This window comes from Novosphingobium sp. HNCC26DJ243, assembly GCF_057180545.1.
The window spans coordinates 290,190-314,951 of the sequence record NZ_JBXUGN010000003.1; the positions used below are offsets into that span (position 1 = coordinate 290,190).

Genomic DNA, 24,762 nt, shown 5'->3' on the forward strand with positions numbered 1-24,762 from the left:
CGAGCGACGAGGAATTGTCGAGAGGCCGCGCGCGAACTGCGGATCGTTATGCTTAATATCTATTGATTTGGTTGAGATTCTTCTGGCGCGCCTTCGGCATCGGGTGTAGTTTCCATTGTTACCGATCGCCCCGCATGTCGGGGCACATCTTCCGGCCGGGTTGCCGCAAGGATGGCGACGCTTCACCGGACAAGCTCCCGCGCATGACTGCACGGGGCGGCGGCAACGGAGAGGTGTTGTACATGGCATATACGATCGAAGACACCGGCAGGAAGCGGACGCAGGCTTTCATCGCTGTAGGGTTGCTGCATGGCGTTGCGATCTGGGCGATTGCATCGGGGTTTGCAGGCGGCGTGGTCACCATCATGCGCGACACGCTCAAGGCGCAGCAGTGGAAGGACGATGTCACCATCGTGCCGGTCGCACCGCCCGAGGTGAAGCCCTCGGCAAAGGCGGTGGAGACCGAGCTGGTCGTTCCGAAATCGCAGATCACGCTCGCGCCGCTCGATCCCGGCGTGGTGATACGCGAGATCGACAAGGTGGTGATCGCTCCGGCGGGGGAACTCGTGATCCAGCCGCGGACGCAGCCTTCGCCCTCGCCCTCGCCGAGCTTCGCCGTGCGCGCTGCGGCACCGATGTCGGCACCGGGATCATGGGTATCGGATCGCGACTATCCCAGCGCGGCGATCCGCGCGGAACGCGAGGGTACCACGCGCTTCCGCCTGACGATCGGGCCGGACGGGCGCGTGACGGGATGCGAGGTGACCGGATCGAGCGGCTCGGCCGATCTCGACGCGGCGACCTGCGCCAAGGTGAGCGCGCGGGCGAAGTTCACCCCCGCTCTGGGCGGAGACGGCATGCCAACCAGCGGCAGCTTCAGCAGCGCGGTGCGCTGGGTCCTGCCCTGAGCCGCCACCGGTCGGCCGGACGGAGTGGGGTGCAATTCTCCGCCCGGCCTTCCGGGGAACCGTCATTCGGCGGCGTCGGCCTGCCGCTCGGTCTGGCGCGCAGAGACCCGAGAAAAGTTGGCGATTGCGCTGGCGAGGCAGGCATCCATCGCGGAGAGGCCGCGCGGTGAGAGGCGGACGAACGTGCGGCGACCGTCGCGGCCGTCGTCCTCGCGCTCGACGAGGCCCCGCGCCTCGAGGATGCGCAGCCAGCGCAGCGCAGTGGTGGGCGGAACGTGCGCGCCGATGCAGGCGCTGGTGGTGGGCACGCGGCGATCCTCGCGCGCGGCGATGTAGAGATCGAGCAGGATGTCCCATGTGGGCTCGCCGAAAAGGTCGGCGGGCAGATGCTTGTGGCGGCGGCGGCGCTCGGCGTAGATCTCGCGGGCGACGGCAAGATGCGGCCCGACCAAACGCGGATCAAGGGGCTGCGGATTCACCGGTGGTTCGACCAGGCGTGGCTCGCTGCGGCGGCCTGTAGCGATGTGGCGGACGTGCGCGGAAGTTGCGCGCATGGAACGAACAGTCATGAGTTGTGCTCCCCCAGGATGCAGCATGGCGATTTACGCCTGGGCAAATGTCTTAGGCGGGTGATCTGGCGCCTTCCCCAAGGCGCCGCGCCGTCAGGCCGGACTACGGTCCAGTCGCCATGCGTGATAGCGACCGACCTGCTCTTCGCGCCGCGAATGGGCGACGGTGCCGAGCAGCAGGGCAACGACCTGGATGTTCAAGGGCATCTGGGTCATTGCAAAATAACCGTAGCGGACCAGGGATAGCTCGATGATCTTCGACGCGTGGCCGAGCACCACGATGATCTGCGCCGCGCTGACCACGAGGGGCCAGCCACGATTGGCGCGCAGGGCAATCGCGAGAAAGACGATCATCGCCCAGCTGTCGATCACGAGGTGGCCGGGATCGACCGAAAAGAATTCGGTCACTCCGAACACCGCGTGATTGATCAGGTCGAGGCCGGCGGTCGTCACGAGAACCATTGCGACCAGCCGTTCGGGCTCGCCCCCCTTGCGGAAGGCATAGACGACGACTGCGGCCATCAGGAGACGTAGCGACCAGATCAAGACCATTTCCCTGTCCGGCTTTGTGGACGTTTCAGATCTGCGGCCCGGATCAGGCCGCGCGTACCAGGGCGACGTTGCCGCCAGCGCTGTCGATCTGCCCCTTCGACGGGCAGTCATCGACCATGCCGCTGCCGAGCTCGCGACCGACATCGAGCAGCTTGCCGTGGACGCGGGCGATTTCGTTGCTGGCGTCGAGCATGGCCTTCTGGCTGGCCGCAAGGCGCAAGAGCGCCTCCTGGCCGGTGAAGGCGCCGACGCTGGCTTCGCGGCGGGCCCGGACCATGGTTGCAAGCAGATTGGCCTGGCGGATCAGGGCTTCATCGATCGCGGCTTCTGCCTCGTGCAGATCGCGAGTGATACGGATTCCATGTACGGTGACGAGATTGGCGTTGGTCATTGTAGCTCCCACCTCCGGCGTTTCCGCAGAAGGCCCCTTTGGCATTGCGTGGCGACGCCCCCGCGCCGGTCACACAGTTGACGGAAGGAGACGGCCTGCGAGCCTCTAGGTTCGGTCAGCGATCGAGCAGCGAGGACAATTGAGCGAACATGCTCAATCCCCCGAGCACGACGATGATCAGCAGCGCCGTGATCCCGACTATGAAACCCAGCCGGATCAGGGTGCCATAAGGCCCGTCGAACATCTCCGGGAGAACGCGGTGGAAGATGATCCCGTCCTCGCCAGGCGATTGCTGTCGCCATGACGTGGGAACTTCGATCTTGCCCTCGATCTCGGGCGCGGCTTGCACCCGTGGCAGGATCTGATCCCCGAACCGGTCGACCATCGCGTCGTCCCGTTCAGGGCTTTCGACCGGAAGTGGCGGAAATCCTATGTGGGAAAGTTCATATACGGGTTGTTCGTATATCTCGAGCAGGCGCCGATAGGCCTGCGCCACCTCGCCACGCGTGCCCACGCCAAGCTTCCCGCGCGCCAGCATGATGCGCTGATCGACGGTGTGCGGCGAGATGCCGAGCAAACGCGAGATTTCCTTCGACGTCTTGTGCTGGATCACGAGGTCGAGAACTTCGCGCTGCTTGGCGGTAAGCTCGAGGAGCGGGTTATCGATCAAGTCGCCATCAACCATCATTTTCAGTCGCACCCCGGGGAGACGTCAGGGCCCATGTAAAAGGGTAAACGCCTTTGGCTACTATAGTGCCTGATTCGAATGCACTTTCCAATCGACCTTTCGTCAGGTGAAGGTCCGGATCGATACGGAAAGGGTTAATGAATTTTTTTCGAACATTCCTGCGATCGATTGCGGCCGCACTGTTCGCGGACACGTGCCTGGTGCAATGTGCCCATGGCGAATCAGGGGTTTGGGATTGGACGGCAGCGTACTGACACGCAAGACAGGCAGGGTCATCGCGACCGGCAGGGCCATTCTGGCACTGGCGTTCCTGCTTGCTCTCTGGCTTGATCCGGCGGTGCCGGTGCGCGGCATTGCCGGCGGATACCTGCTTGCGAGCGGATATCTTCTCTGGACGGCGATCCTGATGGTGATCGCCTGGCGAAGCTGGTGGTTCGACTTCAGGCTGGCACCGCTGGCGCAGGGGATAGATATCGCGGTGTTCATCACCGCAGTCTATTTCACCGAAAGCCCCTTCACCGAATTCCAGAGCCCTTTCCTTGCTTTTGCGGCCTTTCTGCTGGTGACCGCCATGGCGCGATGGCACTGGCGCGCGACGGCCCTGACCGCGGTCGTGCTGCTGACGACCAATCTCCTGTTCGGCTTCGTGCTCTATCAGATGGGGCTGCAAATCGATCTCTTCCGGTTCTCACGCCGGGTAATCTACATGATCCTGCTGTCCTGCATCCTGATCTGGTTGAGCATGTCGCGTGGCAATGGACGCATGTTCCATGTGCCCGAGCCGCCGGGACTTCTGGGCAACCGTCGCGACGCTCTGCTCGATTGCGCGCTGAGCGTGACAGCTTCGGTGCTGGGCGCGCGCAATGCCGTTCTGGCTTTCGGCGCGAACGAGGAGCCGTGGGTGGAGCTTCGCCACCTGAGCAGTTCGGGCATCACGCGCGAGCGCGCAGGGCCCGCGCGTTGGGACGAGGAAACCGATTCGCTGCGGGTGCCGATGATCTTCAACACCATCCGGAGCCGGCGCCTGTTCCTGGGCAATTCCGGCGTGGTTGCGGCAAGAGGCGATGCGATGTCGTCGCTGGCAGCCGAGTTCGGTGTCGAGGAAGGCATCATGGTGCCGGTGCGCAGCGCAACGGGCACGGGCGTGCTGATTGCCTGGAACTGCAATTCGCTCGGGCCGGACGACCTGCGCATCATGCAGGACATTTCAGAGCAGGTGGGCGCAGCGCTCGACCGCGAGGACATGGCGTCGCTTGCACGAAGCGCTGCCGAAACCGGCGTGCGCCACGCGGTTGCGCGTGATCTGCATGACAGCGTTGCCCAGTTCCTGGCGGGCACACTGTTCCGGCTGGAAGCGCTGCGGCGGTGGATCCGTGAAGGCAACGATCCCGAAGGCGAGATCGATTCTATCAAGAACGCGCTTCGGCGCGAGCAGGGACAGTTGCGCCAGTTGATCGAACGCCTGCGCCGGGGCGAGGACGGTGACCGCCGCACCGAAATGGCCGATGACCTGCGTGACCTTCTGGCCGAGGCCGGCGCGCACTGGCACATAAAGACCGAACTTGTCCTGCCGGACGATCCACTGACGGTTCCCCTCCAGCTTTCGCACGAAGTGCGCCAGCTGGTGCGCGAGGCGATCGCCAATGCCGTCCGCCATGGCAAGTGCCGCAATGTGCGCGTGGAACTCTCGCAGAAATCGGGTATGCTCAACCTGAGCATCGCCGACGACGGCACAGGTTTTCCTGACACGCCCGAGGCGATCCATCCGCGCTCGATCAGCGAGCGCGTGGCGGCACTTGGGGGCAGTTTCGACATGCACAGCAACACTGATGGCGCTCGGCTCGAGATCGCCATCCGATCCGGAGAACCCGCATGATACCCGTTCTGGTAGCCGACGATCATGGCTTCATCCGCGCAGGCGTGGAAGCGGTGCTGCGCGGCACGCGCTTCTCGATCGTTGCGGCAACCGCCAGCGGCGAGGAAACGCTGGACGCGATCAAGACGCACGATCCCTCGATCGTGCTGCTCGACATCAACATGCCGGGGATGAACGGGGTTCAGGCGCTCGAAGCGCTGCGCGAACGCGGTGACAAGCGCAAGGTCGTGCTGCTGACCGCCGAGATCAACGACCGCCAGCTGATGTCGGTGATGCGCGCCGGGGTGGACGGCATCGTCTCGAAGGACGGCGCCGAGGACGGGCTGGTCGACGTGCTCGACAAGGTCCATGCGGGCCAGAAGGCGATCGGGCCGGACTTTTTGCAGCGCGCGCTCGATCTTTCGCTCAAACCCGATTCACAAGGGCCGCTTGGCAAGCTCAACCCGCGCGAACGCAAGATCGCCGCGCTCGTCGCACGCGGCCTGCGCAACCGCGACATCGGCGCCGAAATGGGCATCGGCGAGGGCACGGTGAAGGTCTACCTCCACACGATGTACCAGAAGCTTGGGATCGACAACCGCACCGAGCTGGCGCTGCTGGCGGTGAATGAGCAGGATGGGTGAGGGTCGGCGCGTCTGGTTTTGGTGATTTCGGCCTGATAGCGGAGTGTCAGGACAGGACCAGTTGCGGACATTCGCGTGCAACAACCCCCATCATCGTCGTCGCCCCGTGCTTGACACGGGGCTTGGCTACCTTTCGACGTCGCCTCGTGCCGCTTCCACCGCCGGGTACCACTGGTCCCAAAGGTCCAACCACTCCGGATTGTCCGCCTCGATCAGAGCGAATTTCCATTCTCGGCGCCATTTCTTGACCAGTTTTTCGCGTGCGATCGCGGGTTCGATTTCCCCGTGGCGTTCGGCGTAGACCAGCCTTGTCTTGCCAAAGTCGCTCACGTGGATCGAGCCGTCACCCTCACGATGCTGCCATACGCGACGGATCAGATCACAGGTGACGCCAACATACATCCCGCCACGATAGCGGTTTGCCATGATGGAGACCCAGCCACCCTTGTCCATCGGGCCGTCATGCCAAACGTGAGGTCGCAAGGGAAGCCAAGCCCCGTGTCAAGCACGGGGCGACGGTGGCTTGTTTGAGGAGTTTTCCATCATCCACCCACTTCCCGCCATTCGCCCTAAACCTCCTGAACCTCAAAACATGCCATTGCAGCGCGCCTTGACAGGCCCTCCCCCCGGCCCCTTCGACAGGCTCAGAACCGGGAGGGGAGGTTGGGGTGTCCCGGCCTTTGGCGGGACGCTTGTGTTCAGGCGGGTTCCAGCAGGAGGCTCGCGGCGGCGGTGTTGCTGATGGGGATGTGGTAGTTGCGGCTGACTTCGGTCAGGGGCGCATCGCCCAGTGCGCCGCGCGCGGCGATCCAGTTGAGGATTTCGACACCCTGGGTGCCCGCGAGTTCGGCGACTTGCTCGGCGGTGTGGCCGGTCAGCGCGTCGGGGTTGGCGGCGAGGTTGTCCAGGCAGAACAGGTCGTAATCGGGGTTCATGAACCCCGCGCGCGGGCCGTCGAGCTGGTGCGAGAGCCCGCCGGTGCCGCAGACGAGGATGCGTTCGTCCCCGCCCCAGGATTGCAGCGCGCGGTGGACTGCGCGGCCCAATGCGAGGCAGCGCCTGGGGCTGGGCAGCGGATATTGCACGGTGTTGATCGATATCGGGATCAACTTGATCGGCCAGCTTTCCGCGCCCGGATAGACCAGTTCGAACGGGATCGAGACGGCGTGATCGACCAGCATCTTCTGGCAGGTGGTGATGTCGAACTCATCGCGCACGAGACTGTCGATCACGTGCCATGACAGCGCGGGGTGGCCGGTGAAGCTCTTGTAGACCGGCAGGCCCCAGCCCTCGTCGGCGTTGTCGTAAGCAGGTGCTGCGCCGACCGCGAAGGTCGGCATCTTGTCGAGGAAGAAGTTAAGGCCGTGGTCGTTGGAGAACACGACCGCAACGTCCGGCTTTGCCTCGGCCAGCCATTCGCGAATTGGGGGAAAGCCGTCAAAGAACGGTTTCCAGTAGGGCGTGTCCTGATCGCCGCGCATGATCGCGCCGCCGATGCCAGGGACGTGGCTGGTGAAAAAGCCGCCGATCACATTGGCCATCATGCGTTCTCCTTGTTCGGAATCTTGTCGGCCCAGGTGACGAGCATGGCCTTGAATTCATCGACCGACATGCCGGTCTGCAGGGCGCCGAGGTCCTGCACGCCAAGGCCGAAGATGCCGGCCAGCTTGGCGAGGTAATAGACGTTGCCACCGGCATCGAGCATAGCGAGCACATCGCGGTTGGCGACGGCCCTGCGCTGCTGCGGAGTCAGGTTGAAGCGGGCGCAATAGGCCTCCTCGTCGGCAAGGAAGGCCTCGCGGTTGGCCTTTTCGTTGAACGAGAAGCACATCGCGTTGAGGGCATAGCCGCGCGTGGCGAGATCGCCATCGAACAGGGGAATGGCGCGCCTCCGCGCCTTTTCCGCAAGTGCCGGATCGATTGTCATGCCTTGATCTCCCGGCCGGACCTGGGGCGTCCGGCATGAAGAAATCATATGCAACACATACAATATTCGCCTTGATCGATGTCAAAGTCGGGCGTCGTGAAATCGTGCGCACCTAAGTAACGTAACGGATTGCCCAAATCCTTGATCCATAGGTATATTTACGCCATGCCCCTGACAAATGCCGAACGCCAGCGCCGCTATCGCCAACGCCTCAAGGCCCGTGCATCGGGTGGTGCGGTGGTGGAGCAGGCGCGCCTCGCGGTCGAGCGCGCGATTCATGCGCTCTGGGCCTATCATGAACGACCCTCGCCCAGCGGCATCGCATGGAGCGAGATCGACGGGTGCCGTACGCTGGACGAATACCGTTCGGAACTTGAACGGTCGCCTGCCAACCTGCTGCAGACCTGCCGCGCGTTCTTGCCCGGTTTTGAAGGACTGACGCTGGACGAAGCACGGGCAGTGGCGGACGTTATCGAGCTGGCCGACGCGCTGCGGCTGGAGCCTGCAGGCCGGATCGTGTTGCCCGACGCGGCATGATTCGCGGGCAACTCAATGAAAAATCACTGAAAAACCCACGAAATACCCCTCATTTTTGCCCACCAAATAGCGGTAAAACAACCGTTAAGCATTGCTGGCGCCATGGGCTTGGGCATATTGGCCATTGGAACACACCACGTCGAGATATGTTGCTGTGGCTGAGGCCGCATTCCAGGAGATTAGAGTTGAGTGTTGGTGAGGCGCGTCGGAACCGGTTCGTCCGTGCGCTGATCAGGCGTGACCGGACTTTTGGCGAATCGCTATTGTGGATTGCAGGGCTTATCCTTGCGCCCACTGCCTTGCGCATGTCCATCGATACAGGCGCGCTCGGCCTTCCCTTCCTGACCTATTGGCCAAGTCTGCTGATCGCGTCGCTGGTGCTCGAATTGCGGTTCGCCATCGTCTTCGCCATGGTCACCGCCTTTTTTGCGCAGCGCGTGTTCGGCGGTGGGGCGTGGTTCTACGAGGTAACTCCGGCACGCGTGGTGTTCTTCGCGATGTTTGCGCTTTCGGCCGGGATGATTCTGACCATGGGATCGATGGTGCGACGCGCCGTGCGTGAGGTCGAGGAGGCCAACGCGGCGCAGGAGCAGTACAGCCGCGAAATGCGCCACCGGGTGCGCAACATGCTGACGATGATCCAGACGCTGGCCACGCGCGGGGCAAAGGCTCGCTCCGCCTTGGATTTCTACAAGGAATTCTCGCTGCGGATCGAAGGGCTCGCCAATTCGACCGACCTCTTGCAGATTGGCGCCGAAAGCGACGGGCGATTACCCCAACTCGCAAGCCAGACAATTGCGCCGTTCGACCGTGAAGGTCGCATCCGGCTGAGTGGCGAACCGTGCAAGCTGCCAGCCGACAGCTGCATTCCGCTGATAATGACGCTGCACGAATTGTGTTCGAACGCGATCGGCCATGGTGCGCTGTCGAACGAGACCGGTCGGGTCGATCTCAACTGGTTTCTCGGCCCCGATGGATCGACCCTGTACCTAATGTGGATCGAGCGCGGAGGCCCGCGCGTCGCGGTGCCAGACTATAGCGGAGTGGGCTCCAAGCTGCTGACGGCACAGCCAGGCATCGCGGCGATTGACCTCAACTTCGACCCTGAAGGCGTCTGGTGCGAAATTCGCATAGAGGGCGCTCGCCCGGTAACGACCTCGGTCGAGCGGCAGACGGCAGCGTAGGCAGGGCGTTCTAGAACCCGGCTTCGATGGCCACGCGGATCGCGTCTGCGCTGGTCTTGACCTCGAGGCCCTTGAGCACAGCGGAGCGGTGCATCTTCACGGTACGCTCGCTCAGGCCGAGTTCATAAGCGATCTGCTTGTTGAGCTTGCCCGCCGCCATGAGAACGAGGATTTCCTTCTGGCGCCGACTGAGGCGTTCGACGCGATCTGCCGCAAAGTTGCGGCGCGCGTCATTGGCCTGGGCCTGGTCTTCGCCAACTTCCACCTGCGAGCCAAGGTAGTATTCAAGTTCGCCCGAGGCATCGAAGATCGGCGCGACCATGACCGCGTTGCGGAATGGCGTGCCATCCTTCTTGTAGTTCAGGATCTCGACCATGACCGGTTGCTTGCGCCAGATGCCTTCGCGCAGCGTCAGCGCCTTGTCGTCTTCGGTCGCCGAACCACGCAGGAAGCGGCAGTTGCGTCCGATGATCTCTTCGCGCGAATAGCCGGTGAGTTCGACAAACGCATCATTGCAGGCAATGATGGGGTTGTCCGGCAGGCGCGGGTTGCTGATGACGGCGGCCGTCGGGCTGGAAGCGATCATCTCGGATATAGACATGACCTCACTATAGGCACGTCAGGGCCAGTTTCCAATGCGTGCCCTTTGGTCCGTGTTGTTCCGGAACGGGCCGACGCGCATCCGGACAGCATTGCCGAACCCCCTGCCTTGCCGGAGCCGCCGCTGATGAACGTCCTGTCCCCTTCCCTTGCCGCATCGTCTGGCATGGCCGACGTCATGGGCGAGGATGGCAAGATAGCCGTTCCTGCCGAAGTGCAGGACGCCATCCGCACGCTGATCCGCTGGTCGGGAGACGAACCGGAACGTGAGGGTCTGCTTGATACACCCAAGCGCGTCGCGAGGGCGTGGCGCGAAAATTGCAGCGGATATGCCAACGATCCGGGCGTGCATCTTTCGCGCACGTTCGAGGAAGTGGGCGGCTATGACGAGGTCGTCCTGCTGCGCGACATCCCGTTCCAGAGCCACTGCGAACATCACATGGCGCCGATCACCGGGACGGCATCGATCGCCTACCTGCCCCGTGACCGCGTCGTCGGCATTTCCAAGCTGGCGCGCGTGCTGCACGGCTATGCCCAGCGCCTGCAGGTGCAGGAGCGCCTGACGGCTGAGGTAGCCCAGTGCATCTGGGACAATCTCCAGCCCCACGGCGTTGCCGTGGTGATCGAAGCGCAGCACGGTTGCATGACCGGGCGCGGCGTGAAGACTCATGGCGTGGGGATGGTAACCAGCCGCATGCTCGGTTGCTTCCTGAATGACGCGAGCAGCCGCAAGGAAGTGCTGGCGTTGATGGGACGTGGTTAAGGCCCGGACGGCGATCACCATGCGTGTTGCAATCGTCGGAGCCGGCATGGCCGGTCTTTCCTGCGCAGACCGTCTGCGCCATGCGGGTCACGAAGTGTCCCTGTTCGACAAGGGCCGCGGCCCTGGCGGACGAATGTCTACCCGCCGGATGGAAACGCCCCTCGGCGAGGTCCAGTTCGACCACGGAGCACAATACTTCACCGTCCGCGACCCGGGCTTCATGGCGCAAGTGGCGCGCTGGTCGGCCGGTGGGGTAGCCGCACCATGGCCGGCAGCCGGCACGGGCGCGTGGGTGGGCGTCCCGGCGATGAGCGCGGTCGTGCGCGACATGGCCGATCAGCACGATGTGCGGTTCGGCTGGCACGTGCGTGGTCTGGTACGCAGGGATGGCGCCTGGCACCTTACAGGCGACGCTGCCAGCGGCGAACGCGTGCAGAGCGGACCGTTCGACACTGTAGTGGTTTCGCTGCCTCCCGAACAGGCTGCAGCGATCGTTGCACTCCATGACCTTTCGCTCGCTTCGACTGCCCTGGCGGCACGTTCTCAACCGTGCTGGACCGGGATGTTCGCCTTCGACGCACGCCTGCCGACCTCGCGCGATACCGTGCGCGATGCAGGCCTGGTCAGCTGGGCCGCGCGCAATGTCGCCAAGCCGGGGCGCGAAGGGCCTGAAACCTGGGTAGTGCAGGCCAATCCGCAATGGTCGGCAGACAACATCGAGTGTCCCGCCGAGCAGGTTGCCCATCAATTGCTGCTCTCGCTTGGCAAGTCTTTGGGGATCGTGATGCCGCAGCCGGTGGTGCAATCGGCGCATCGGTGGCGCTATGCGATGTCGACCGGAAGCAACCTTGGCGCGCTGTGGAGCAGCACGTCGCGGATCGGGGTGTGCGGTGACTGGCTGCTCGGGCCGCGCGTGGAAAACGCCTGGTTATCTGGCAAGACGCTGGCGAGCCGCATTCTGGATTCGGCGCAGCAGGCAGCGGCGTAAGCTGAGCGAGACCTCGCCTCAGCCCTGGGCCAGCGCCTTCTTGTAGATGCTGGTGCGCGGATATTCGAACAGGCGCATGACCATCGGCTCGAAGAAGGACAACGGCAATGTGTCGTAATCCGGATCGAACGAGGGACAATCGTACTTGTCGATGAATTCGGCTGTGGCGGCGTAGTGTTCGTGCCCCTCGAAGCGGTCGCGCATGTTGCGATCAAGCCCGAGGAACTGAAAGAAATTGTAGCCCTGGAAGATGCCATGATGCTGGACGATCCACAGCAGTTCCTCGGAGACGAACGGCTTGAGGATCGCGGCAGCCACATCGGGGTGATTGTAGGCACCCAGCGTATCGCCGATATCGTGCAGCAGGGCCATGACGACATAAGCTTCGTCCCGGCCATCGCGGTGCGCGCGGGTGGCGGTCTGGAGGCAATGTGTCAACCGGTCTACCGCAAAGCCGCCGCAATCACCTTCGAGCAGGCGCAAGTGGTCAAGCACGCGCGCGCCGCCATTGCGCGAATAGGGCTTGAGATGCGTCATGATCGCATCCCAGTCCGCTTGCGTGCCTTCGGTCATCGAATGGAATTGCGCGGTCGGCAGGTCGTCCATGGACACGACATCCTCGTCCCTCGCGCCGCCCGGTAATCGGGCAGTCGCGCGCGGTGCAGACTATCGCATTTTCCATGATTTGAAATACGCGACGAGGCGGTCAGGTGCCGCCGCGCTTTTCGCAGATCTCGCACAGGGCGTGGATGATCGCGCGCACGACTTCATCCTTGAGGCTGTAGAAACGCACTTGTGCAGCAACGCGCGTCTCGACCGCATCCTCATCGCGCAGGCGAGCGAGATGCTGCGAGACCGCCGACTGCGAGAGGCCGGTAAGTTCGACCAGTTCGCCGACCGAGACCTCGCCCTCATCCATGCGGCACAGCATCAGCAGCCGTTCGGGATGGCTCATCGTGCGCATCCGCGCCGCCATCTGCGCGGCGTTGGTCTTCAGGTCTGCAAGATTTGCGGGCTTCATCACTTCCAGCAGATAGCGCGCCGGGCCGCGCGTGCAAGCCGCCACGCATATTCGCGGCAAAACTGCCTTGCCCCCAAAGGCGCAACCGCCTAGGGGGGCCCTCGTCGGGGAGTAGCGCAGCCTGGTAGCGCATCTGGTTTGGGACCAGAGGGTCGTAGGTTCGAATCCTATCTCCCCGACCACTTTCCTGATCAGGAACAGAAAAAAGGGCGGCAACCTTTCGGGTGCCGCCCTTTTTCGTGCTGTGGATCGAAAGGATCAGGCCGCGACGACCTTGGCTTCCTTGATCACGCCGGGGTTTGCCGGCGGTTCGCCCTTGGGCAGCGCATCGACGTGTTCCATGCCGCTGACGACCTGGCCCCAGACGGTGTACTGCTTGTCGAGGAAGCGGGCATCGTCGAAGCAGATGAAGAACTGGCTGTTGGCCGAGTGCGGATAGCTGGTGCGGGCCATCGAGCAGACGCCGCGCACGTGCGGTTCGGCATTGAATTCGGCCTGGAGGTCGGGCTTGTCCGAACCGCCCATGCCGGTGCCCTGCGGACAGCCGCCCTGTGCCATGAAACCGGGGATCACGCGGTGAAACTTGACGCCGTTGTAGAAGCCTTCGCCCACAAGCTCCTTGATCCGTTCGACGTGACCGGGAGCGAGATCGGGGCGCAGCTTGATCACGACGTCGCCCGAATCGAGCGTGAGAACGAGGTTTTCGTCAGCCATTGGTAGCAATTCCTTCCTGTTTGCGCGCCGATATAGGGCCTTCCCCCATAAAGTCACGCATAGGTCTGCTAGGCGGTTGCAATTGCCCGTCCAATGGCTAACCCCGCCCCTGATGGAGCGCGACGAGGACCTTGCCGAAACCCTGCTCCCCGACGAGGACGACATCGTCCCGGCGGCCGAGCCCTCGCGCCATTCGGAAAGCCTCGACGAGGAAGACAACACCCTGCGCCCCGGCTTCGTGCGCAAGGTTGCAGAAGCGCTCGAGAGCGGCGAACATGAGACGGTCTACAATCTCGTAGAACCGCTTCACCCCGCCGACATCGCCGATCTGTTCGAGCTGATCGATCGGGACGACCGCGTCGCGCTTGCGCGCGCGATCAACGACCTGATGGGCGGCGAAGTGCTCGCCGAACTGAACGACCACGTGCGCGAGCTGCTGGTCGAGGAACTCGATCCCGACGAGGTTGCCGACCTTGCCGAGCAGATGGAGACGGACGACGCCGTCGCCCTGATCGAGGATCTCGACGAGGAGGACCAGCAGGCGGTCCTCGCCGAGATGGAGCCCGAAGACCGCGCCGCCATCGAATCGGCGCTGTCCTATCCGGAAGAGACCGCCGGGCGCCTGATGAGCCGCGACCTGATCGCGGTGCCCGAGGCGATGACGGTTGGCGACCTGATCGATTTCCTGCGTCGCAACGACGATCTTCCCACCGAGTTCTGGGAAGTGTTCATCGTCGATCCCAAGCACCATCCGCTGGGCACGTGCCAGTTGGCGTGGATCCTGCGCGCGCCGCGCAGCGTCCTCCTGTCCGACGTGATGAAGCGCGACCAGACCCTGATCCCGGTGACGATGGATCAGGAAGAAGTGGCGCTGCGCTTCCAGAAATACGCACTGATTTCCGCCGCCGTGGTGGACGAGAGTGGGCGGCTGGTCGGCCAGATCACGGTCGACGACATCGTGCACATCATCCAGGAAGAGGCGAGCGAGGACATCCTGCGCCTGTCGGGCGCGGGCGATGGCGACATCAACGAGCCGATCCTGCTCACGGTGCGCACGCGCCTGACCTGGCTGGTGGTGAACCTCGGCACGGCGCTGGTCGCGGCCTCGGTGGTCGGCATGTTCCAGGGAGCGATCGCGCGCTTTGCGCTTCTGGCGGTTTTGATGCCGATCGTTTCGGGCATGGGCGGCAATGCCGGCACGCAAACGCTGGCCGTGGTGGTGCGCGCGATCGCGACCAACCAGCTGACCAGTTCGAACACCGTGCGCATGATCCTGCGCGAATTGCGCATCGCGGCCACCAACGGTGCGACGCTGGGCCTGCTGATCGGCACCGGCACGGCGCTGCTGTTCGGGAATCCGCTGCTGGGCGCGGTGATCGGCGCGGCGATGGTGATCAACAACCTGGTAGCGGGCCTTGCCGGGATCATGGTGCCGGTCACGCTCGATCGGCTCAAGGTCGATCCGGCTGTATCTTCTGCCGTATTCGTGACGATGGCGACCGATGTCATGGGCTTCTTCTCGTTCCTTGGCCTTGCCGTGCTGAGCGGGCTGGCCGGGTGATTCCAATGCCGTTGATCATTACCATTCGTCATTGCGAGCGTGGCGAAGCAATCCAGAGCACGGCGCGAGAGGCTCTGGTTTGCTTCGCTGCGCTAGCAATGACGACTCTTGGTGTGGTTTAGCTGCATGCCGCTGCACATGACCAAGGTTGCCTATGGCGCGCAGTCGCTGGCCGAGATCCATGAGTGGTTCTCCAGCGGCGGACGGCGCGGCGATGCCAGCGAAGCGCGGCTGACCACCAAGAACCGCCCCAAGCGCGCCGCCGAAATGATCGGCAGTTCGCTGTTCTGGATCCACAAGCATCAGCTGGTCGCGCGGTCCGAAATCCTCGGCTTCGAGGAGGCCGATGGCGGGCGCACGAACATCGTGATCTCGACCAGACTGATCGACGTTCACCCCAGCCCCAAGCGCGCGCACCAGGGCTGGCGCTATCTGGAAGACGCCGACGCGCCAAAGGATCTGGCCGACGGCGAGGCGGGCGAAGTGCTGCCTGCGCAGATCGCGGCGGATCTGGCGAAGCTGGGGCTGGTCTGACCGGCTACCTCCCCAGCCACCACTTCAGCAGATGATGCGCCACCGCAAACGGCGGGGGCGCGATGAAGGCGCCGTCTTCGGCGCCGGTCATTGCGTGGGCGACTTCATCACGGGTGAACCAGCGGGCGTCATCGAGTTCGGTCTCGTCGATCACGATGGTCTTGTCGTCGGCATAGGCGTGGCAGCCGATCATCAGGGATGACGGAAACGGCCATGGCTGGCTGGCGACGTATTCGACCGAGTGCGCCTTGACGCCGGCTTCTTCCAGGACCTCGCGCTTGACCGCGCCTTCGAGGCTCTCGCCGGGTTCGACGAAGCCTGCGAGCGCGGAATAGCGGCGTGGGGGGAAGCGGGGCTGCCGGCCGAGCAGGAGCTGGCCATCGCATTCGACGGTCATGATCGTGACCGGATCGACGCGCGGGAAGTGTTCGCCCTTGCAAGTCTGGCTGGTGCAATTGCGCTGCCACCCCCCCTTGGCGAGTACCGTGGGGCTGCCGCAGCGGGCGCAGAAGCGGTGGCGGGCGTGCCAGTCGACAAGACTGCGCGCGCCGCCATAGATGGCGAGATCGGCCGGGGAGAGCATTCCCATTGCGCTCCACAGGCGCGGGTTGGGCGGGGCGACCGAGCCCATGATCGCGGGCGTGACTTGCGCGAAGCATGCGCGCCCGTCTTCCATGAGGCCGAGGAACACCAGTTCCGCGGCAGGGTCTGCATCGGCCAGCGTGCCCCAATCGAGGCTGCCATCAGGCGCGATGACCGGGTCGATCCCGTCAAGCCTGAGCAGGCGCGCGCGCCAGTTCTTCAAGGCGCCGAGCTTTTCGGCATCGGCGCGGATGTGATCGGCGCGATCGAGGCCTGCGCCTGCAAAGGCAATCGTGGTGTCCATCAGGCTGCGACCTTCCCTGCGGTAACGTCGGCCAGTACGGCCTTGGCGAATTCACGGTGCACCGGATAGGCCTGGGCCGGCATGTATTGCGTGTAGATCCCGGCGCGGATCGCCGCGCGATAGTTGACGAAGCCGACGGTCCCCGCAGCCCCCGCCCAGCCAAAGGTTCCGGCATCCTCGCCCAGGCCGACCGAGCCACCCGCGCCGAAGCCGTTGCCAGCGATGAAGGAGCGCGAAAGGTCGGTCCCTTGCGGCAGGAGATTGCTGGTGCCCAGACGCACTGCTGCCTCACTCATGACCTGACGCCCGTCGATCTTGCCGTAGCCCAGCAGCATGGCGAGAAAGCGGTCGTAATCGCGCGGGGATGAGACCAGCCCTGCTCCGCCAAAGGGGTAGGGCGGCTGATCGAGATAGATCGACGCCTTGCCCGGATCGATCGGCAGGAGGAGATCGCCTGCGACGGCGTAATTGGTGGTGAGGCGTGCCGCTTCGCTTGCCGGCACGCGGAACCAGGTGGACGCCATGCCCGCGGGCACGAAGATGCGTTCGTGGAGGAAGCGGTCGAAGGGCATGCCGCTGGCGATCTCGATCACGCGACCGAGCAGATCGAGCCCGACGGAATAGCTCCAAACGGTGCCGGGTTCGTGGACGAGCGGCATCGTCGCGAGGACCTCGGCAAATTCGGCGAGGCTGGCGAGCGGCTTGGCCGAACCGAACATCGCAACCGGCATGCGGCTCGCCTGTCCGGGGACGAGGCCGGCGTTGATATAGGCGTCCTTGATCGGGCCGGACTGAATGATCGAGTAGCCAAGGCCCGCCGTGTGAGTGAGCAGGTGGCGCACGGTGATCTGCGTGCGCGCGGGACGCAGGTCGGTGATGGAGCCATCGGGCGTGACTTGCACCTGCATCTTGCCGAACGCGGGGATCAGATCGGCAATCGGCTGGTCGAGCCCGAGCTTGCCTTCATCGATCAGGATCATCGCGGCCATGCCGGTGATCGGCTTGGTCATCGAATAGATGCGAAACAGGCTGTCCATGTCGATCGGGACAGGATTGCCCTTCGCGAGCGTGCCGCGCGCGATGTCGAGCGGGGCGGCGCTGCTGCCCTGGCCGAGCGCGGCAATCATGCCGGGCAGCTTGCCCGATCCGACGTATCCTTCGATCATCTGCGAGACGGCGGGATAGCGCGCTTCGGCAGCGGCACTGGCAAAAGCCATGCGCGGCAGGAGCGAGGTTCCGGCCAGGGCGCCGAAGCTTGCGATCAATCCGCGGCGCGAAAAAGTCATGGCGTTCATGTGGTCAGGCATTCCTCTCAGCAACTGCAAGCCGCGCCGCCTTGGCAAACACGGTCGGCAGTCCGGCAACCTCGATCGCGTCGACCGGCCACCATTCTCCCGCAGGCAGACTAGCCAATTCAGGCGAGGCGCAAAGCATCAATTGCAATTCGAGATCGAAATGGGTGAAGCCGTGGCGGACGATGCCGCCGGGCCGCCAGTCGCCCGCGAGCGGCTGATCGCCGTCACCCCGGGCCGACCAGCCGTCGTCGGGCAGCGCGCGCATGCCGCCGAGCATGCCCTTTGCAGTGCGCTGGACAAGCAGGACCTGTCCGTCGCGCTCGATCCAGTAGGCGCGGCCGGCGCGGGTCGGCTTGACCTTCTTCGCGGCCTTCACCGGCAAGCGCTCGGGCGCGCCATCGGCATAGCCGCGACAGTGGGTGCGCAAGGGACAGAGCAGGCAACGCGGGGAACGGGCGGTGCAGATCGTGGCGCCCAGATCCATCATGGCTTGCGCGAAATCGCCGGCGCGCAGGTCCGGCGTGACTTGCCCGGCGGCAAAGCGGATGGCGGGCTTGGCGGCAGGCAGGGGTTCGTCGATGGCGAAGAGGCGCGCAACGACGCGTTCGACATTGGCATCGATGACGACGGCGCGCCGCCCAAAGGCGATCGCGGCGACGGCAGCGGCAGTGTATTCGCCAAGGCCGGGAAGCGCGCGCAAGGCTTCTTCGCTATCGGGGAACGTGCCCCCCTGCCCCGCCACGGCGCGCGCGCAGGCGAGCAGGTTGCGAGCGCGGGCATAGTAACCGAGCCCGGCCCATGCGGCCATGACATCGGCATCGTCGGCCGCCGCAAGATCGGTCACCTTGGGCCAGCGAGTGGTGAATCTCGCGAAATAGGGTCCGACGGCGGCGACAGTCGTCTGCTGGAGCATGACTTCGGACAGCCACACGCGATAAGGATCGGGCGCGGGTTCGCCCGGCTGTGCGCGCCACGGCAGGCGGCGGGCATTGGCATCGTACCAGGCGAGCAATTCGGGTGCGATCTCAGCGGCTTGAGAATTAGGCGTGAGTTGCGCTCTGGCTTGCATCGCGTCGCTATGGCATGGCGGCGGGCAAGATGGAAAGCACCCCTTCGGACGCCGGCAAGAAGAAGAAGACGCACGCAGCGGGCAAGCCTGCTTCGGGCAAGCCCTATGAGCGGCCGCGCGGAGGCGAGGCGCGGCAGATTTCCGATCTGATGCCCGCAATCGGCCGCACCGCCTTCCGCCGCTTCGGCTTCGTGCAATCGAGTGTGGTCACACGCTGGCCCGAGATCGTGGGCGAACGCCACGCCCGGCACTGCATGCCGGAATCGATCCGCTTTGCGCCCGGCGAGAAGGCCGAAGGCATCCTGCAGCTTGTGGTGACGCCCGCCCACGCGACGATCATCCAGCACGTGATCCCCGAGATCATCGAGCGGGTGAACCGCTTTTTCGGCTATCGCGCGGTGGCGCGCGTCAAGATCCGGCAAGGTGTTGTTCAGGCGCCAAAGGCGAAGGAAGCGCCGCGGGCCGCGCCGCTTTCGCTCAAGCCCATTCCGATGGAACTGGGGGATTCATTGCGTGACATCGGCGATCCCGAATTGCGTACGGTGCTGGAAAGCCTGGCGCGGAGTCTGGACGTGGTAGCCAAGGGGAAGGTTTCGTGAAGAAGGCATGGGCAACCGTGGCGCTGGCCCTCAGCGCGCTTGTTACGCTGACCGGTGCTGGGCCAAGTGCGGGGACGGGTGCGGGCAAACTCGCCAAGCCCGTCTCGCGCGCGAACTGGGTGGCGGCCGGATCACTTACGGCCGAGGGCAACCACCTGCTTGGCAATCCGGCAGCACCCCTGCGTCTGGTCGAATTCGTCAGCTACACCTGCCCGCACTGTTCGCATTTCGAAGTGGAATCCGAAGCGCAGCTGAAGATCGGCATGGTCGCGCCTGGCAAGGGCGCGATCGAGGTGCGCAATTTCGTGCGCGACCCGATCGACATGACCGTGGCGCTGCTGACAAATTGCGTTCCGGCCAACCGCTTCTTTCCGCTGCACACCGCATTCATGCGCAACCAGGCGACATGGATCGTGCCTGCCACCAAATCGAGCGAGGCACAGCGCCAGCGCTGGACCACGGGGCCGTTTGCCGCGCGCACCCGCGCGATCGCCAGCGACTTCAAGTTCTACGAATTCATGGCTGCGCGCGGGATGGACCGCACCGCAGTCGACCGGTGCCTGGCCAACGAGGCGCTGGCCAAGAAGCTGGCCGCACAGACGGACGAGGCGATGGACAAGTATTTCGTCAGCGGTACGCCGAGCTTCATGATCGAGGGCGTGCTGCTTGCCGGCACGCACGACTGGGCCTCGCTCAAGCCGCAGCTCGAGGCGCGGCTGAAGTAAAGCCCGCATCGAATGCGCCTCCCCCTTCAAACGCAGGCCCTGATCGGCTAGCGTCCGTCAAAATCCAGCCACGGGAATCCCCAGACGATGAAATTCGCCCGCGCCCTGCTTCTTGCCGCCCTGCCCCTGACGCTCGGCCTTGCCGCATGCGACAAGAAGGGTGACGCCGCGAGCGGCGACGTCGCCAGTTCCGAGCCCATCGCCAAGATCGCAGCACCTGCCGGCAAGAGCTGGACCGAGACGTTCGCGCCAACGCCCGAGGGTGGCTACCTGATGGGCAACCCGAATGCGCCGATCAAGCTGATCGAATTCGGCGCGCTATCGTGCTCGCACTGCGCGGCCTTTTCGAAGGAGGGCTTCCCCAAGCTGCGCGACGAATACATCGCATCGGGCCGGGTGAGCTATGAGCTGCGCCTGTTCCTCCTGAACGCGCTCGACATGCCAGCCGCATTGCTCGCCACCTGCGGATCGCCCGAGGCGGTGATCCCGCTTTCCGAGCAGTTCTGGGAATGGCAGCCCAACATGTTCGCCAACCTGCAGAAAGACGATGCGGCATTCCAGCAGGTATCGAACCTGCCGGTCGAACAGCGCTTTGCCGGGATCGCGCAACTGGGCGGAATGAGCGAGTTCTTCGCCTCGCGCGGGATTGCAGCGGCGCAAGGGTCGGCCTGCCTTGCGGACACCGCCAAGGCGACCAAGCTGGCGACCACGAACGACCAGTGGAGCAAGGAATACGACATCACCGGCACGCCGACTTTCTTCCTGAACGGCAGCAAGACCGGCGTTGCGGAATGGGCCCAGCTTGAACCCCTGCTGCAGAAGGCAGGCGCGCGCTAAGGGCGGCGTCGGGGTTCGGGGGGACAGGCGGTGCAGATCAAGCGATTGAAGCTTTCCGGCTTCAAGAGCTTTGTCGAGCCTGCCGAACTGCGCATCGAACCCGGCCTTACCGGGGTTGTCGGCCCCAACGGCTGCGGCAAATCCAACCTGCTCGAAGCGATCCGCTGGGTCATGGGCGAGAGCAGCGCCAAGTCCATGCGCGGCGGGGGCATGGAAGACGTGATCTTCGCCGGGACCGCGACACGGCCCTCGCGCGCCTTTGCCGAAGTGCTGCTGACCGCTGAGACCGATCCTGCAGGACCTTTCGGCGGAGAGCTTGAAGTCGTCCGCCGGATCGAGCGTGGCGCGGGCAGTGCCTATCGCGTGAACGGGCGAGACGTGCGCGCCAAGGATGTTGCCTTGGTCTTTGCGGACGCGGCAACCGGCGCGCACAGTCCGGCGCTGGTCAGCCAGGGACGCATCGCAGCGGTCATCGCCGCCAAACCTGCCGAGCGGCGGATGATGCTCGAAGAGGCGGCGGGCATTGCCGGCCTCCACGTGCGCCGCCGCGATGCCGAGCAGAAGCTGCGCGCGACCGAGGCCAACCTCGCCCGGCTGGAGGACATGCTTTCGGGCCTCGAAAGCCAGATTGCGACGCTGCGCCGACAGGCGCGCGCGGCCGAGCGCTACAAGGCGGTTAGCGAGAAGATCCGGCTGGCCGAAGCGCGGCTGGTGTTTGCGCGCTGGCGCGATGCCGCAGCGGCGGCCGATGCCGCGCGCAAGGAAGCGCGCGCAGCGGACGAGCGGGTCGAAACTGCGCAAGGCCTCGCCAAGGCAGCGCAGGACGCACAGCACAAGGCGGCCGCGGCACTGGCGCAGGCGCGCGACGACTTGTTTGACCGGCGGCAGGACTCGTCGGCACACGGGCAGCGCATGGCCTCGCTGACCGCTCAACTCGAAGCCGCCGAACAGCGCGTCAAGGACATCGACCGGCAGCTTGCGCGCATCGAGGAGGATCGTTCGAGCGCCGACCGGCTGACCGAGGATGCGGCAGCCACGATGACGCGACTCGAGGCTGACATGGGCGTGGCCGAAGTGGCGCTGAAGGCAGACGAGGCGCGGCGACCGGCGCTGGTCGCTGCCGCCGACGATGCCGACAGGGCGGCGCGGGCCGCCGAGGTGGCGCTTGCCCAGCGCGTGGCCGAGCAAGCCGGAATCGATGCCGAATGGCGCGTGGCCGAAGCCGCCGTGGCGGCAGCACGCGCGCGGCTGGCGCGGCTCGATGGCGATGCTGCGCGGATTGCCCAGCAGGCAGAGGCACTTGCGCGCGAGGCCGATCCGGCGGCGCAGATCGTCGAGGCCGAGGCACGGCGGTCCGAGGCTTCGGCCGCGCTCGCTGCGGCGCAGAGCGAGCGCGCTGAACTGACCACCCGGCGCGAGGCGCTTTCAGCCGAGCGCGACGCCTTGAGCAACGCGCTGGCGCAGAGCCGGGCCGAACTTGCAGGTGTAGAACGCGAGGCAGATGCTCTCGCAAGGGACAAGGCGGCACGCGAAAAGGCGGCCGCGGCGAAAGGACGCGGAGCCTCGGCCATTGCGGGCACGCGCGCGGAACCAGGCTACGAGCGGGCGCTGGCCGCCGTGCTGGGACGCGATGCGGCAGCGCCGGTAGGACCTGCACCGTTAGATGCCGAAGGGCGGTTCTGGACCGGGGCGGAGGTGCCGACAGCCTTGCCGGATTCGCTCGCTGCCCACATTCCGCATTGCCCGCCCGAACTTGCGGCGCGACTGGCGCTGGTGCGCGTGGTGGACGAAGACGATGGTCGGGGTCTGGCGCCCGGCGAATGGCTGGTAACCAGGGGCGGACGACTGCGGCGCTGGGACGGCTTCGTCGCGCGCGGCGAAGGCGCGGCAGAGGCGGCCGCGCTGGAGGCGGAGAACCGGTTGGCGCAGCTGCAGGCTCTCCTGCCCGAGCGGCGCGCGGCGGTCACCGAGGCGGAAGCAGCTTTTGCAACGGTGCGCGATGCGCTGGGCGCAATCCAATCGCATCTCGGCACAGTCGAAAAGGCTATCTCGGCCGCTTCGGATGCGGAGCGCGCGGCGCTGCGGGCGCTGGACGCGGCAGAAGCGGCGCGGGCAAGGCTCGACCAGCGCAAGGCCGAGATTTCGCGCGCGCAGGGCGATCTTGCCGAGCAGCGGCAATCTGGCGAAGCCGAACTCACAGCCGCGGAAGGCAAGCGCGCGGCTTTGCCCGATCCGGCAGCGGGGCGCGAGGCGCTCGACGCGGCGCGGGCGCGAAACGATGCGGCGCGAAGCGGACTCTTGGCCGCAACGGCGGCGACGGCCTCGCTCGAACAGGCGATTGCAGTCGGGCGCGAACGGCTTGCTTCGCTCAAGGGCGACATCCGCGCCTGGCAGGCGCGCGCGGGCGATGCGGCCAAGCGGCTGGCGGAGATGACCGGACGACGCGAAGAACTGGAAGCTGAGCGCGCGATCTCGGCGGCAAAACCTGCAGGCCTGATCCGCGAGATCGAGGATGGCGAGGCAATCCGCAACCGGTTGACGACCGACCTTGCCGCCGCCGAAGCCGCGCTGACTCAGGCCGATGGTGCAGCCAAGGCAGCCGATGCGGCGCTCGCCCATGCCAACGAGGCGCTGGCGACAGCGCGCGAAGGGCGTGCCGGTGCCGCCGCGCGCGCCGAGAACGAGGATGCACGGCGTCAGGAGATGGCGGGCATTTCGGGCGAACGTTTCCAGTGCCCGCCCCCGATGCTGCCGCAGCGCTTCGAATTCGATCCGGCGCTCGTGGCTTCGGCGGGCGAGGAAAGCGCGGCGATGGATCGCCTGACCGGCGAGCGCGAGCGGATCGGTCCGGTCAACCTTGTCGCCGCCGAGGAGCTGGCCGAGGCCGAAGGACGCCACGGCACGAGCGTGGCCGAACAGGCAGAACTGACCGAGGCGGTGCACCGGCTGCGCGGATCGATCGGCAATCTCAACCGCGAAGGGCGCGAACGCCTGCGCGCGGCGTTCGAAGCCGTGGACGGACACTTCCGCCGCCTGTTCAGCCGCCTTTTCGGCGGCGGCGAGGCGCATCTGGCGCTGGTCGACAGCGACGATCCGCTGGAAGCCGGCCTCGAAATCTTCGCCCAACCACCGGGCAAGCGCCTGCAATCGCTCACGCTTCTTTCAGGCGGCGAACAGGCGCTGACGGCGGTCGCGCTGATCTTTGCGCTGTTCCTGACCAATCCCGCGCCGATCTGCGTGCTCGACGAAGTAGATGCGCCGCTGGACGATGCCAACATCGAGCGCTTCTGCGACCTGCTCGACGCGATGGTGGCCGAAACGAGCACGCGTTACCTGATCGTGACGCACAACGCGGTGACGATGAGCCGCATGCACCGCCTGTTCGGCGTGACGATGGTCGAGCGCGGCGTCTCGCGACTGGTCAGTGTTGATCTGGGCGGCGCGGTGGAGTTGCTTGAGAACACCTAGTCCAGCACGTATCTGGGGCCCGAGCCGGCGGCACTCGCACGGTCGCCCTTGTTCGAAAGCTGGCAGCGGTCGAGACTGAGGCAGCCGCAGCCGATGCATTCATCAAGCTTGTTGCGAGTGCGGGTGAGCAACTGGATGCGGCTGTCGATTTCCTTGCGGAGCGAGCGGCTGATCTTCTGCCAATCCATCACGTTGGGCGTCCGGCCCTGTGGCAGGGCAGCCAATTCCCGTTCGATCTCGGACAAGCCAAGGCCAAGCCGCTGGGCGATCTGGACGAAGCTCAGGCGACGGATATCGGAGCGCAGAAAGCGGCGCTGATTGCCGTCTGTGCGCAGCGAGGTGACGAGGCCGCGCTCCTCGTAATAACGGATGGCAGAGACGGCCAGGCCGGTGCGCCGGGCAAGCGTGCCGATCGGAATTAGATCGTTTCGGTTCATGCGCACCCCC

The 24,762-nt window shown here is 65.1% G+C and carries 28 protein-coding genes and 1 tRNA gene; 14 read left to right on the forward strand and 15 right to left on the reverse strand.

Going from position 1 to position 24,762, the window contains the following annotated elements:
• The first annotated feature begins 242 nt into the window (after positions 1 to 242).
• A complete protein-coding gene (locus AC2A04_RS11805; protein WP_484212532.1) occupies positions 243 to 908 on the forward strand; it encodes an energy transducer TonB in 666 nt (221 codons plus the stop codon).
• Positions 909 to 970: 62 nt separating this feature from the next.
• On the opposite strand, the gene AC2A04_RS11810 is transcribed toward AC2A04_RS11805, so the two are convergent.
• The 4 genes from AC2A04_RS11810 to AC2A04_RS11825 all read right to left on the reverse strand — a co-directional run bounded on the left by AC2A04_RS11810 (position 971) and on the right by AC2A04_RS11825 (position 3,108).
• On the reverse strand, positions 971 to 1,477 hold the full coding sequence (locus AC2A04_RS11810; protein ID WP_484212533.1) for a winged helix DNA-binding protein: 507 nt from the start codon (positions 1,475 to 1,477) through the stop codon (positions 971 to 973).
• Positions 1,478 to 1,570: 93 nt separating this feature from the next.
• Positions 1,571 to 2,029: a hypothetical protein gene (locus tag AC2A04_RS11815; protein WP_484212534.1), complete on the reverse strand. Its 459-nt coding sequence runs from the start codon at positions 2,027 to 2,029 to the stop codon at positions 1,571 to 1,573.
• Between the two features lie 43 nt (positions 2,030 to 2,072).
• The gene (locus AC2A04_RS11820) at positions 2,073 to 2,420 is read right to left on the reverse strand and encodes a hypothetical protein (RefSeq protein WP_484212535.1); all 348 of its coding nucleotides are present in this window, start codon (positions 2,418 to 2,420) and stop codon (positions 2,073 to 2,075) included.
• A gap of 115 nt (positions 2,421 to 2,535) precedes the next feature.
• Entirely contained in the window at positions 2,536 to 3,108 is a 573-nt protein-coding gene (locus tag AC2A04_RS11825; RefSeq protein WP_484212536.1) for a helix-turn-helix domain-containing protein, read from the reverse strand.
• Positions 3,109 to 3,343: 235 nt separating this feature from the next.
• On the opposite strand from AC2A04_RS11825, the gene AC2A04_RS11830 reads away from it, so the two are divergent.
• Both AC2A04_RS11830 and AC2A04_RS11835 read left to right on the forward strand, forming a co-directional pair.
• Entirely contained in the window at positions 3,344 to 4,984 is a 1,641-nt protein-coding gene (locus tag AC2A04_RS11830; protein ID WP_484212537.1) for a sensor histidine kinase, read from the forward strand.
• Complete coding sequence (locus tag AC2A04_RS11835; protein WP_484212538.1) at positions 4,981 to 5,607, forward strand: response regulator; 627 nt, start codon at positions 4,981 to 4,983, stop codon at positions 5,605 to 5,607. Before AC2A04_RS11830 ends, AC2A04_RS11835 begins: the two co-directional genes overlap by 4 nt.
• A 126-nt stretch (positions 5,608 to 5,733) precedes the next feature.
• On the opposite strand, the gene AC2A04_RS11840 is transcribed toward AC2A04_RS11835, so the two are convergent.
• From AC2A04_RS11840 to AC2A04_RS11850, 3 genes are all read right to left on the reverse strand, one after another.
• Positions 5,734 to 6,060 (reverse strand): GIY-YIG nuclease family protein, encoded by a 327-nt coding sequence (locus AC2A04_RS11840; RefSeq protein ID WP_484212539.1) that lies wholly within the window; start codon positions 6,058 to 6,060, stop codon positions 5,734 to 5,736.
• Between the two features lie 245 nt (positions 6,061 to 6,305).
• Positions 6,306 to 7,148 (reverse strand): class III extradiol dioxygenase family protein, encoded by an 843-nt coding sequence (locus AC2A04_RS11845; RefSeq protein ID WP_484212540.1) that lies wholly within the window; start codon positions 7,146 to 7,148, stop codon positions 6,306 to 6,308.
• On the reverse strand, positions 7,148 to 7,534 hold the full coding sequence (locus tag AC2A04_RS11850; RefSeq protein ID WP_484212541.1) for a protocatechuate 4,5-dioxygenase subunit alpha: 387 nt from the start codon (positions 7,532 to 7,534) through the stop codon (positions 7,148 to 7,150). Before AC2A04_RS11850 ends, AC2A04_RS11845 begins: the two co-directional genes overlap by 1 nt.
• Before the next feature lie 165 nt (positions 7,535 to 7,699).
• On the opposite strand from AC2A04_RS11850, the gene AC2A04_RS11855 reads away from it, so the two are divergent.
• Positions 7,700 to 8,071: a hypothetical protein gene (locus AC2A04_RS11855; protein WP_484212542.1), complete on the forward strand. Its 372-nt coding sequence runs from the start codon at positions 7,700 to 7,702 to the stop codon at positions 8,069 to 8,071.
• A 305-nt stretch (positions 8,072 to 8,376) separates the two neighbouring features.
• Complete coding sequence (locus AC2A04_RS11860) at positions 8,377 to 9,255, forward strand: sensor histidine kinase (protein ID WP_484212543.1); 879 nt, start codon at positions 8,377 to 8,379, stop codon at positions 9,253 to 9,255.
• 10 nt (positions 9,256 to 9,265) lie between these two features.
• On the opposite strand, the gene AC2A04_RS11865 is transcribed toward AC2A04_RS11860, so the two are convergent.
• Positions 9,266 to 9,856 (reverse strand): LuxR C-terminal-related transcriptional regulator, encoded by a 591-nt coding sequence (locus AC2A04_RS11865; protein WP_484212544.1) that lies wholly within the window; start codon positions 9,854 to 9,856, stop codon positions 9,266 to 9,268.
• A gap of 165 nt (positions 9,857 to 10,021) precedes the next feature.
• Here AC2A04_RS11865 and folE point away from each other — a divergent pair, with 165 nt between their 5' ends.
• Together folE and AC2A04_RS11875 are read left to right on the forward strand one after the other, a co-directional pair.
• Positions 10,022 to 10,618 (forward strand): GTP cyclohydrolase I FolE, encoded by a 597-nt coding sequence (folE, locus tag AC2A04_RS11870; RefSeq protein ID WP_484212678.1) that lies wholly within the window; start codon positions 10,022 to 10,024, stop codon positions 10,616 to 10,618.
• Positions 10,619 to 10,637: 19 nt separating this feature from the next.
• Positions 10,638 to 11,606 (forward strand): NAD(P)/FAD-dependent oxidoreductase, encoded by a 969-nt coding sequence (locus AC2A04_RS11875; protein WP_484212545.1) that lies wholly within the window; start codon positions 10,638 to 10,640, stop codon positions 11,604 to 11,606.
• Positions 11,607 to 11,624: 18 nt separating this feature from the next.
• On the opposite strand, the gene AC2A04_RS11880 is transcribed toward AC2A04_RS11875, so the two are convergent.
• Positions 11,625 to 12,212 (reverse strand): HD domain-containing protein, encoded by a 588-nt coding sequence (locus tag AC2A04_RS11880; protein ID WP_484212546.1) that lies wholly within the window; start codon positions 12,210 to 12,212, stop codon positions 11,625 to 11,627.
• Positions 12,213 to 12,312: 100 nt separating this feature from the next.
• A complete protein-coding gene (locus AC2A04_RS11885; RefSeq protein ID WP_484212547.1) occupies positions 12,313 to 12,672 on the reverse strand; it encodes an ArsR/SmtB family transcription factor in 360 nt (119 codons plus the stop codon).
• A gap of 60 nt (positions 12,673 to 12,732) precedes the next feature.
• Between AC2A04_RS11885 and AC2A04_RS11890 the strand changes: the two genes are divergently transcribed.
• Positions 12,733 to 12,809, forward strand: a tRNA-Pro gene (locus tag AC2A04_RS11890).
• A gap of 76 nt (positions 12,810 to 12,885) precedes the next feature.
• Here AC2A04_RS11890 and AC2A04_RS11895 read toward each other — a convergent pair.
• Positions 12,886 to 13,341 carry a peptidylprolyl isomerase gene (locus tag AC2A04_RS11895; RefSeq protein ID WP_484212548.1) on the reverse strand — a complete coding sequence of 152 codons (456 nt, stop codon included), beginning with the start codon at positions 13,339 to 13,341 and terminating at the stop codon, positions 12,886 to 12,888.
• Between the two features lie 112 nt (positions 13,342 to 13,453).
• On the opposite strand from AC2A04_RS11895, the gene mgtE reads away from it, so the two are divergent.
• Positions 13,454 to 14,902: a magnesium transporter gene (gene mgtE, locus AC2A04_RS11900; RefSeq protein WP_484212549.1), complete on the forward strand. Its 1,449-nt coding sequence runs from the start codon at positions 13,454 to 13,456 to the stop codon at positions 14,900 to 14,902.
• A 126-nt stretch (positions 14,903 to 15,028) separates the two neighbouring features.
• Positions 15,029 to 15,436 (forward strand): DUF1489 domain-containing protein, encoded by a 408-nt coding sequence (locus AC2A04_RS11905; RefSeq protein ID WP_484212550.1) that lies wholly within the window; start codon positions 15,029 to 15,031, stop codon positions 15,434 to 15,436.
• Between the two features lie 4 nt (positions 15,437 to 15,440).
• On the opposite strand, the gene nudC is transcribed toward AC2A04_RS11905, so the two are convergent.
• Genes nudC through AC2A04_RS11920 form a run of 3 tightly spaced genes read right to left on the reverse strand, consistent with a single transcriptional unit; the run spans position 15,441 to position 18,686 of the window.
• The gene (gene nudC, locus AC2A04_RS11910; protein WP_484212551.1) at positions 15,441 to 16,322 is read right to left on the reverse strand and encodes an NAD(+) diphosphatase; all 882 of its coding nucleotides are present in this window, start codon (positions 16,320 to 16,322) and stop codon (positions 15,441 to 15,443) included.
• The gene (locus tag AC2A04_RS11915; RefSeq protein WP_484212552.1) at positions 16,322 to 17,629 is read right to left on the reverse strand and encodes a serine hydrolase domain-containing protein; all 1,308 of its coding nucleotides are present in this window, start codon (positions 17,627 to 17,629) and stop codon (positions 16,322 to 16,324) included. The genes nudC and AC2A04_RS11915 overlap by 1 nt, the downstream gene beginning before the upstream one ends.
• Positions 17,622 to 18,686, reverse strand: a complete 1,065-nt coding sequence (locus AC2A04_RS11920) for an A/G-specific adenine glycosylase (RefSeq protein ID WP_484212553.1) — start codon at positions 18,684 to 18,686, stop codon at positions 17,622 to 17,624. Before AC2A04_RS11920 ends, AC2A04_RS11915 begins: the two co-directional genes overlap by 8 nt.
• Positions 18,687 to 18,715: 29 nt before the next feature.
• Between AC2A04_RS11920 and AC2A04_RS11925 the strand changes: the two genes are divergently transcribed.
• The 4 genes from AC2A04_RS11925 (at position 18,716) to AC2A04_RS11940 (ending at position 24,315) form a co-directional block, all read left to right on the forward strand.
• Positions 18,716 to 19,285 carry a DUF721 domain-containing protein gene (locus AC2A04_RS11925; RefSeq protein ID WP_484212554.1) on the forward strand — a complete coding sequence of 190 codons (570 nt, stop codon included), beginning with the start codon at positions 18,716 to 18,718 and terminating at the stop codon, positions 19,283 to 19,285.
• A complete protein-coding gene (locus AC2A04_RS11930) occupies positions 19,282 to 20,010 on the forward strand; it encodes a thioredoxin domain-containing protein (protein ID WP_484212555.1) in 729 nt (242 codons plus the stop codon). Before AC2A04_RS11925 ends, AC2A04_RS11930 begins: the two co-directional genes overlap by 4 nt.
• An 87-nt stretch (positions 20,011 to 20,097) precedes the next feature.
• Positions 20,098 to 20,847, forward strand: a complete 750-nt coding sequence (locus AC2A04_RS11935; RefSeq protein ID WP_484212556.1) for a thioredoxin domain-containing protein — start codon at positions 20,098 to 20,100, stop codon at positions 20,845 to 20,847.
• 30 nt (positions 20,848 to 20,877) lie between these two features.
• Complete coding sequence (locus AC2A04_RS11940; protein WP_484212557.1) at positions 20,878 to 24,315, forward strand: chromosome segregation SMC family protein; 3,438 nt, start codon at positions 20,878 to 20,880, stop codon at positions 24,313 to 24,315.
• Here AC2A04_RS11940 and soxR read toward each other — a convergent pair.
• Positions 24,312 to 24,752: a redox-sensitive transcriptional activator SoxR gene (soxR, locus tag AC2A04_RS11945; protein WP_484212558.1), complete on the reverse strand. Its 441-nt coding sequence runs from the start codon at positions 24,750 to 24,752 to the stop codon at positions 24,312 to 24,314. The two genes, AC2A04_RS11940 and soxR, sit on opposite strands and share 4 nt — an antisense overlap.
• Positions 24,753 to 24,762: the final 10 nt, after the last annotated feature.

Bases quoted from the DNA above. Each gene is read 5' to 3' on its own strand.
- mgtE (WP_484212549.1), top strand. From the start codon at position 13,454: ATGGAGCGCGACGAGGACCTTGCCGAAACCCTGCTCCCCGACGAGGAC.
- nudC (WP_484212551.1), bottom strand. From the start codon at position 16,322: ATGGACACCACGATTGCCTTTGCAGGCGCAGGCCTCGATCGCGCCGAT.
- AC2A04_RS11825 (WP_484212536.1), bottom strand. From the start codon at position 3,108: ATGATGGTTGATGGCGACTTGATCGATAACCCGCTCCTCGAGCTTACC.
- AC2A04_RS11905 (WP_484212550.1), top strand. From the start codon at position 15,029: ATGCCGCTGCACATGACCAAGGTTGCCTATGGCGCGCAGTCGCTGGCC.
- AC2A04_RS11925 (WP_484212554.1), top strand. From the start codon at position 18,716: ATGGAAAGCACCCCTTCGGACGCCGGCAAGAAGAAGAAGACGCACGCA.
- AC2A04_RS11845 (WP_484212540.1), bottom strand. From the start codon at position 7,148: ATGGCCAATGTGATCGGCGGCTTTTTCACCAGCCACGTCCCTGGCATC.
- AC2A04_RS11920 (WP_484212553.1), bottom strand. From the start codon at position 18,686: ATGCAAGCCAGAGCGCAACTCACGCCTAATTCTCAAGCCGCTGAGATC.
- AC2A04_RS11880 (WP_484212546.1), bottom strand. From the start codon at position 12,212: ATGGACGACCTGCCGACCGCGCAATTCCATTCGATGACCGAAGGCACG.
- AC2A04_RS11875 (WP_484212545.1), top strand. From the start codon at position 10,638: ATGCGTGTTGCAATCGTCGGAGCCGGCATGGCCGGTCTTTCCTGCGCA.
- AC2A04_RS11835 (WP_484212538.1), top strand. From the start codon at position 4,981: ATGATACCCGTTCTGGTAGCCGACGATCATGGCTTCATCCGCGCAGGC.
- AC2A04_RS11855 (WP_484212542.1), top strand. From the start codon at position 7,700: ATGCCCCTGACAAATGCCGAACGCCAGCGCCGCTATCGCCAACGCCTC.
- AC2A04_RS11935 (WP_484212556.1), top strand. From the start codon at position 20,098: ATGAAATTCGCCCGCGCCCTGCTTCTTGCCGCCCTGCCCCTGACGCTC.
- AC2A04_RS11895 (WP_484212548.1), bottom strand. From the start codon at position 13,341: ATGGCTGACGAAAACCTCGTTCTCACGCTCGATTCGGGCGACGTCGTG.
- soxR (WP_484212558.1), bottom strand. From the start codon at position 24,752: ATGAACCGAAACGATCTAATTCCGATCGGCACGCTTGCCCGGCGCACC.
- AC2A04_RS11815 (WP_484212534.1), bottom strand. From the start codon at position 2,029: ATGGTCTTGATCTGGTCGCTACGTCTCCTGATGGCCGCAGTCGTCGTC.
- AC2A04_RS11860 (WP_484212543.1), top strand. From the start codon at position 8,377: ATGTCCATCGATACAGGCGCGCTCGGCCTTCCCTTCCTGACCTATTGG.
- AC2A04_RS11915 (WP_484212552.1), bottom strand. From the start codon at position 17,629: ATGCCTGACCACATGAACGCCATGACTTTTTCGCGCCGCGGATTGATC.
- AC2A04_RS11865 (WP_484212544.1), bottom strand. From the start codon at position 9,856: ATGTCTATATCCGAGATGATCGCTTCCAGCCCGACGGCCGCCGTCATC.
- AC2A04_RS11805 (WP_484212532.1), top strand. From the start codon at position 243: ATGGCATATACGATCGAAGACACCGGCAGGAAGCGGACGCAGGCTTTC.
- AC2A04_RS11820 (WP_484212535.1), bottom strand. From the start codon at position 2,420: ATGACCAACGCCAATCTCGTCACCGTACATGGAATCCGTATCACTCGC.
- AC2A04_RS11810 (WP_484212533.1), bottom strand. From the start codon at position 1,477: ATGACTGTTCGTTCCATGCGCGCAACTTCCGCGCACGTCCGCCACATC.
- AC2A04_RS11850 (WP_484212541.1), bottom strand. From the start codon at position 7,534: ATGACAATCGATCCGGCACTTGCGGAAAAGGCGCGGAGGCGCGCCATT.
- AC2A04_RS11840 (WP_484212539.1), bottom strand. From the start codon at position 6,060: ATGGACAAGGGTGGCTGGGTCTCCATCATGGCAAACCGCTATCGTGGC.
- folE (WP_484212678.1), top strand. From the start codon at position 10,022: ATGGCCGACGTCATGGGCGAGGATGGCAAGATAGCCGTTCCTGCCGAA.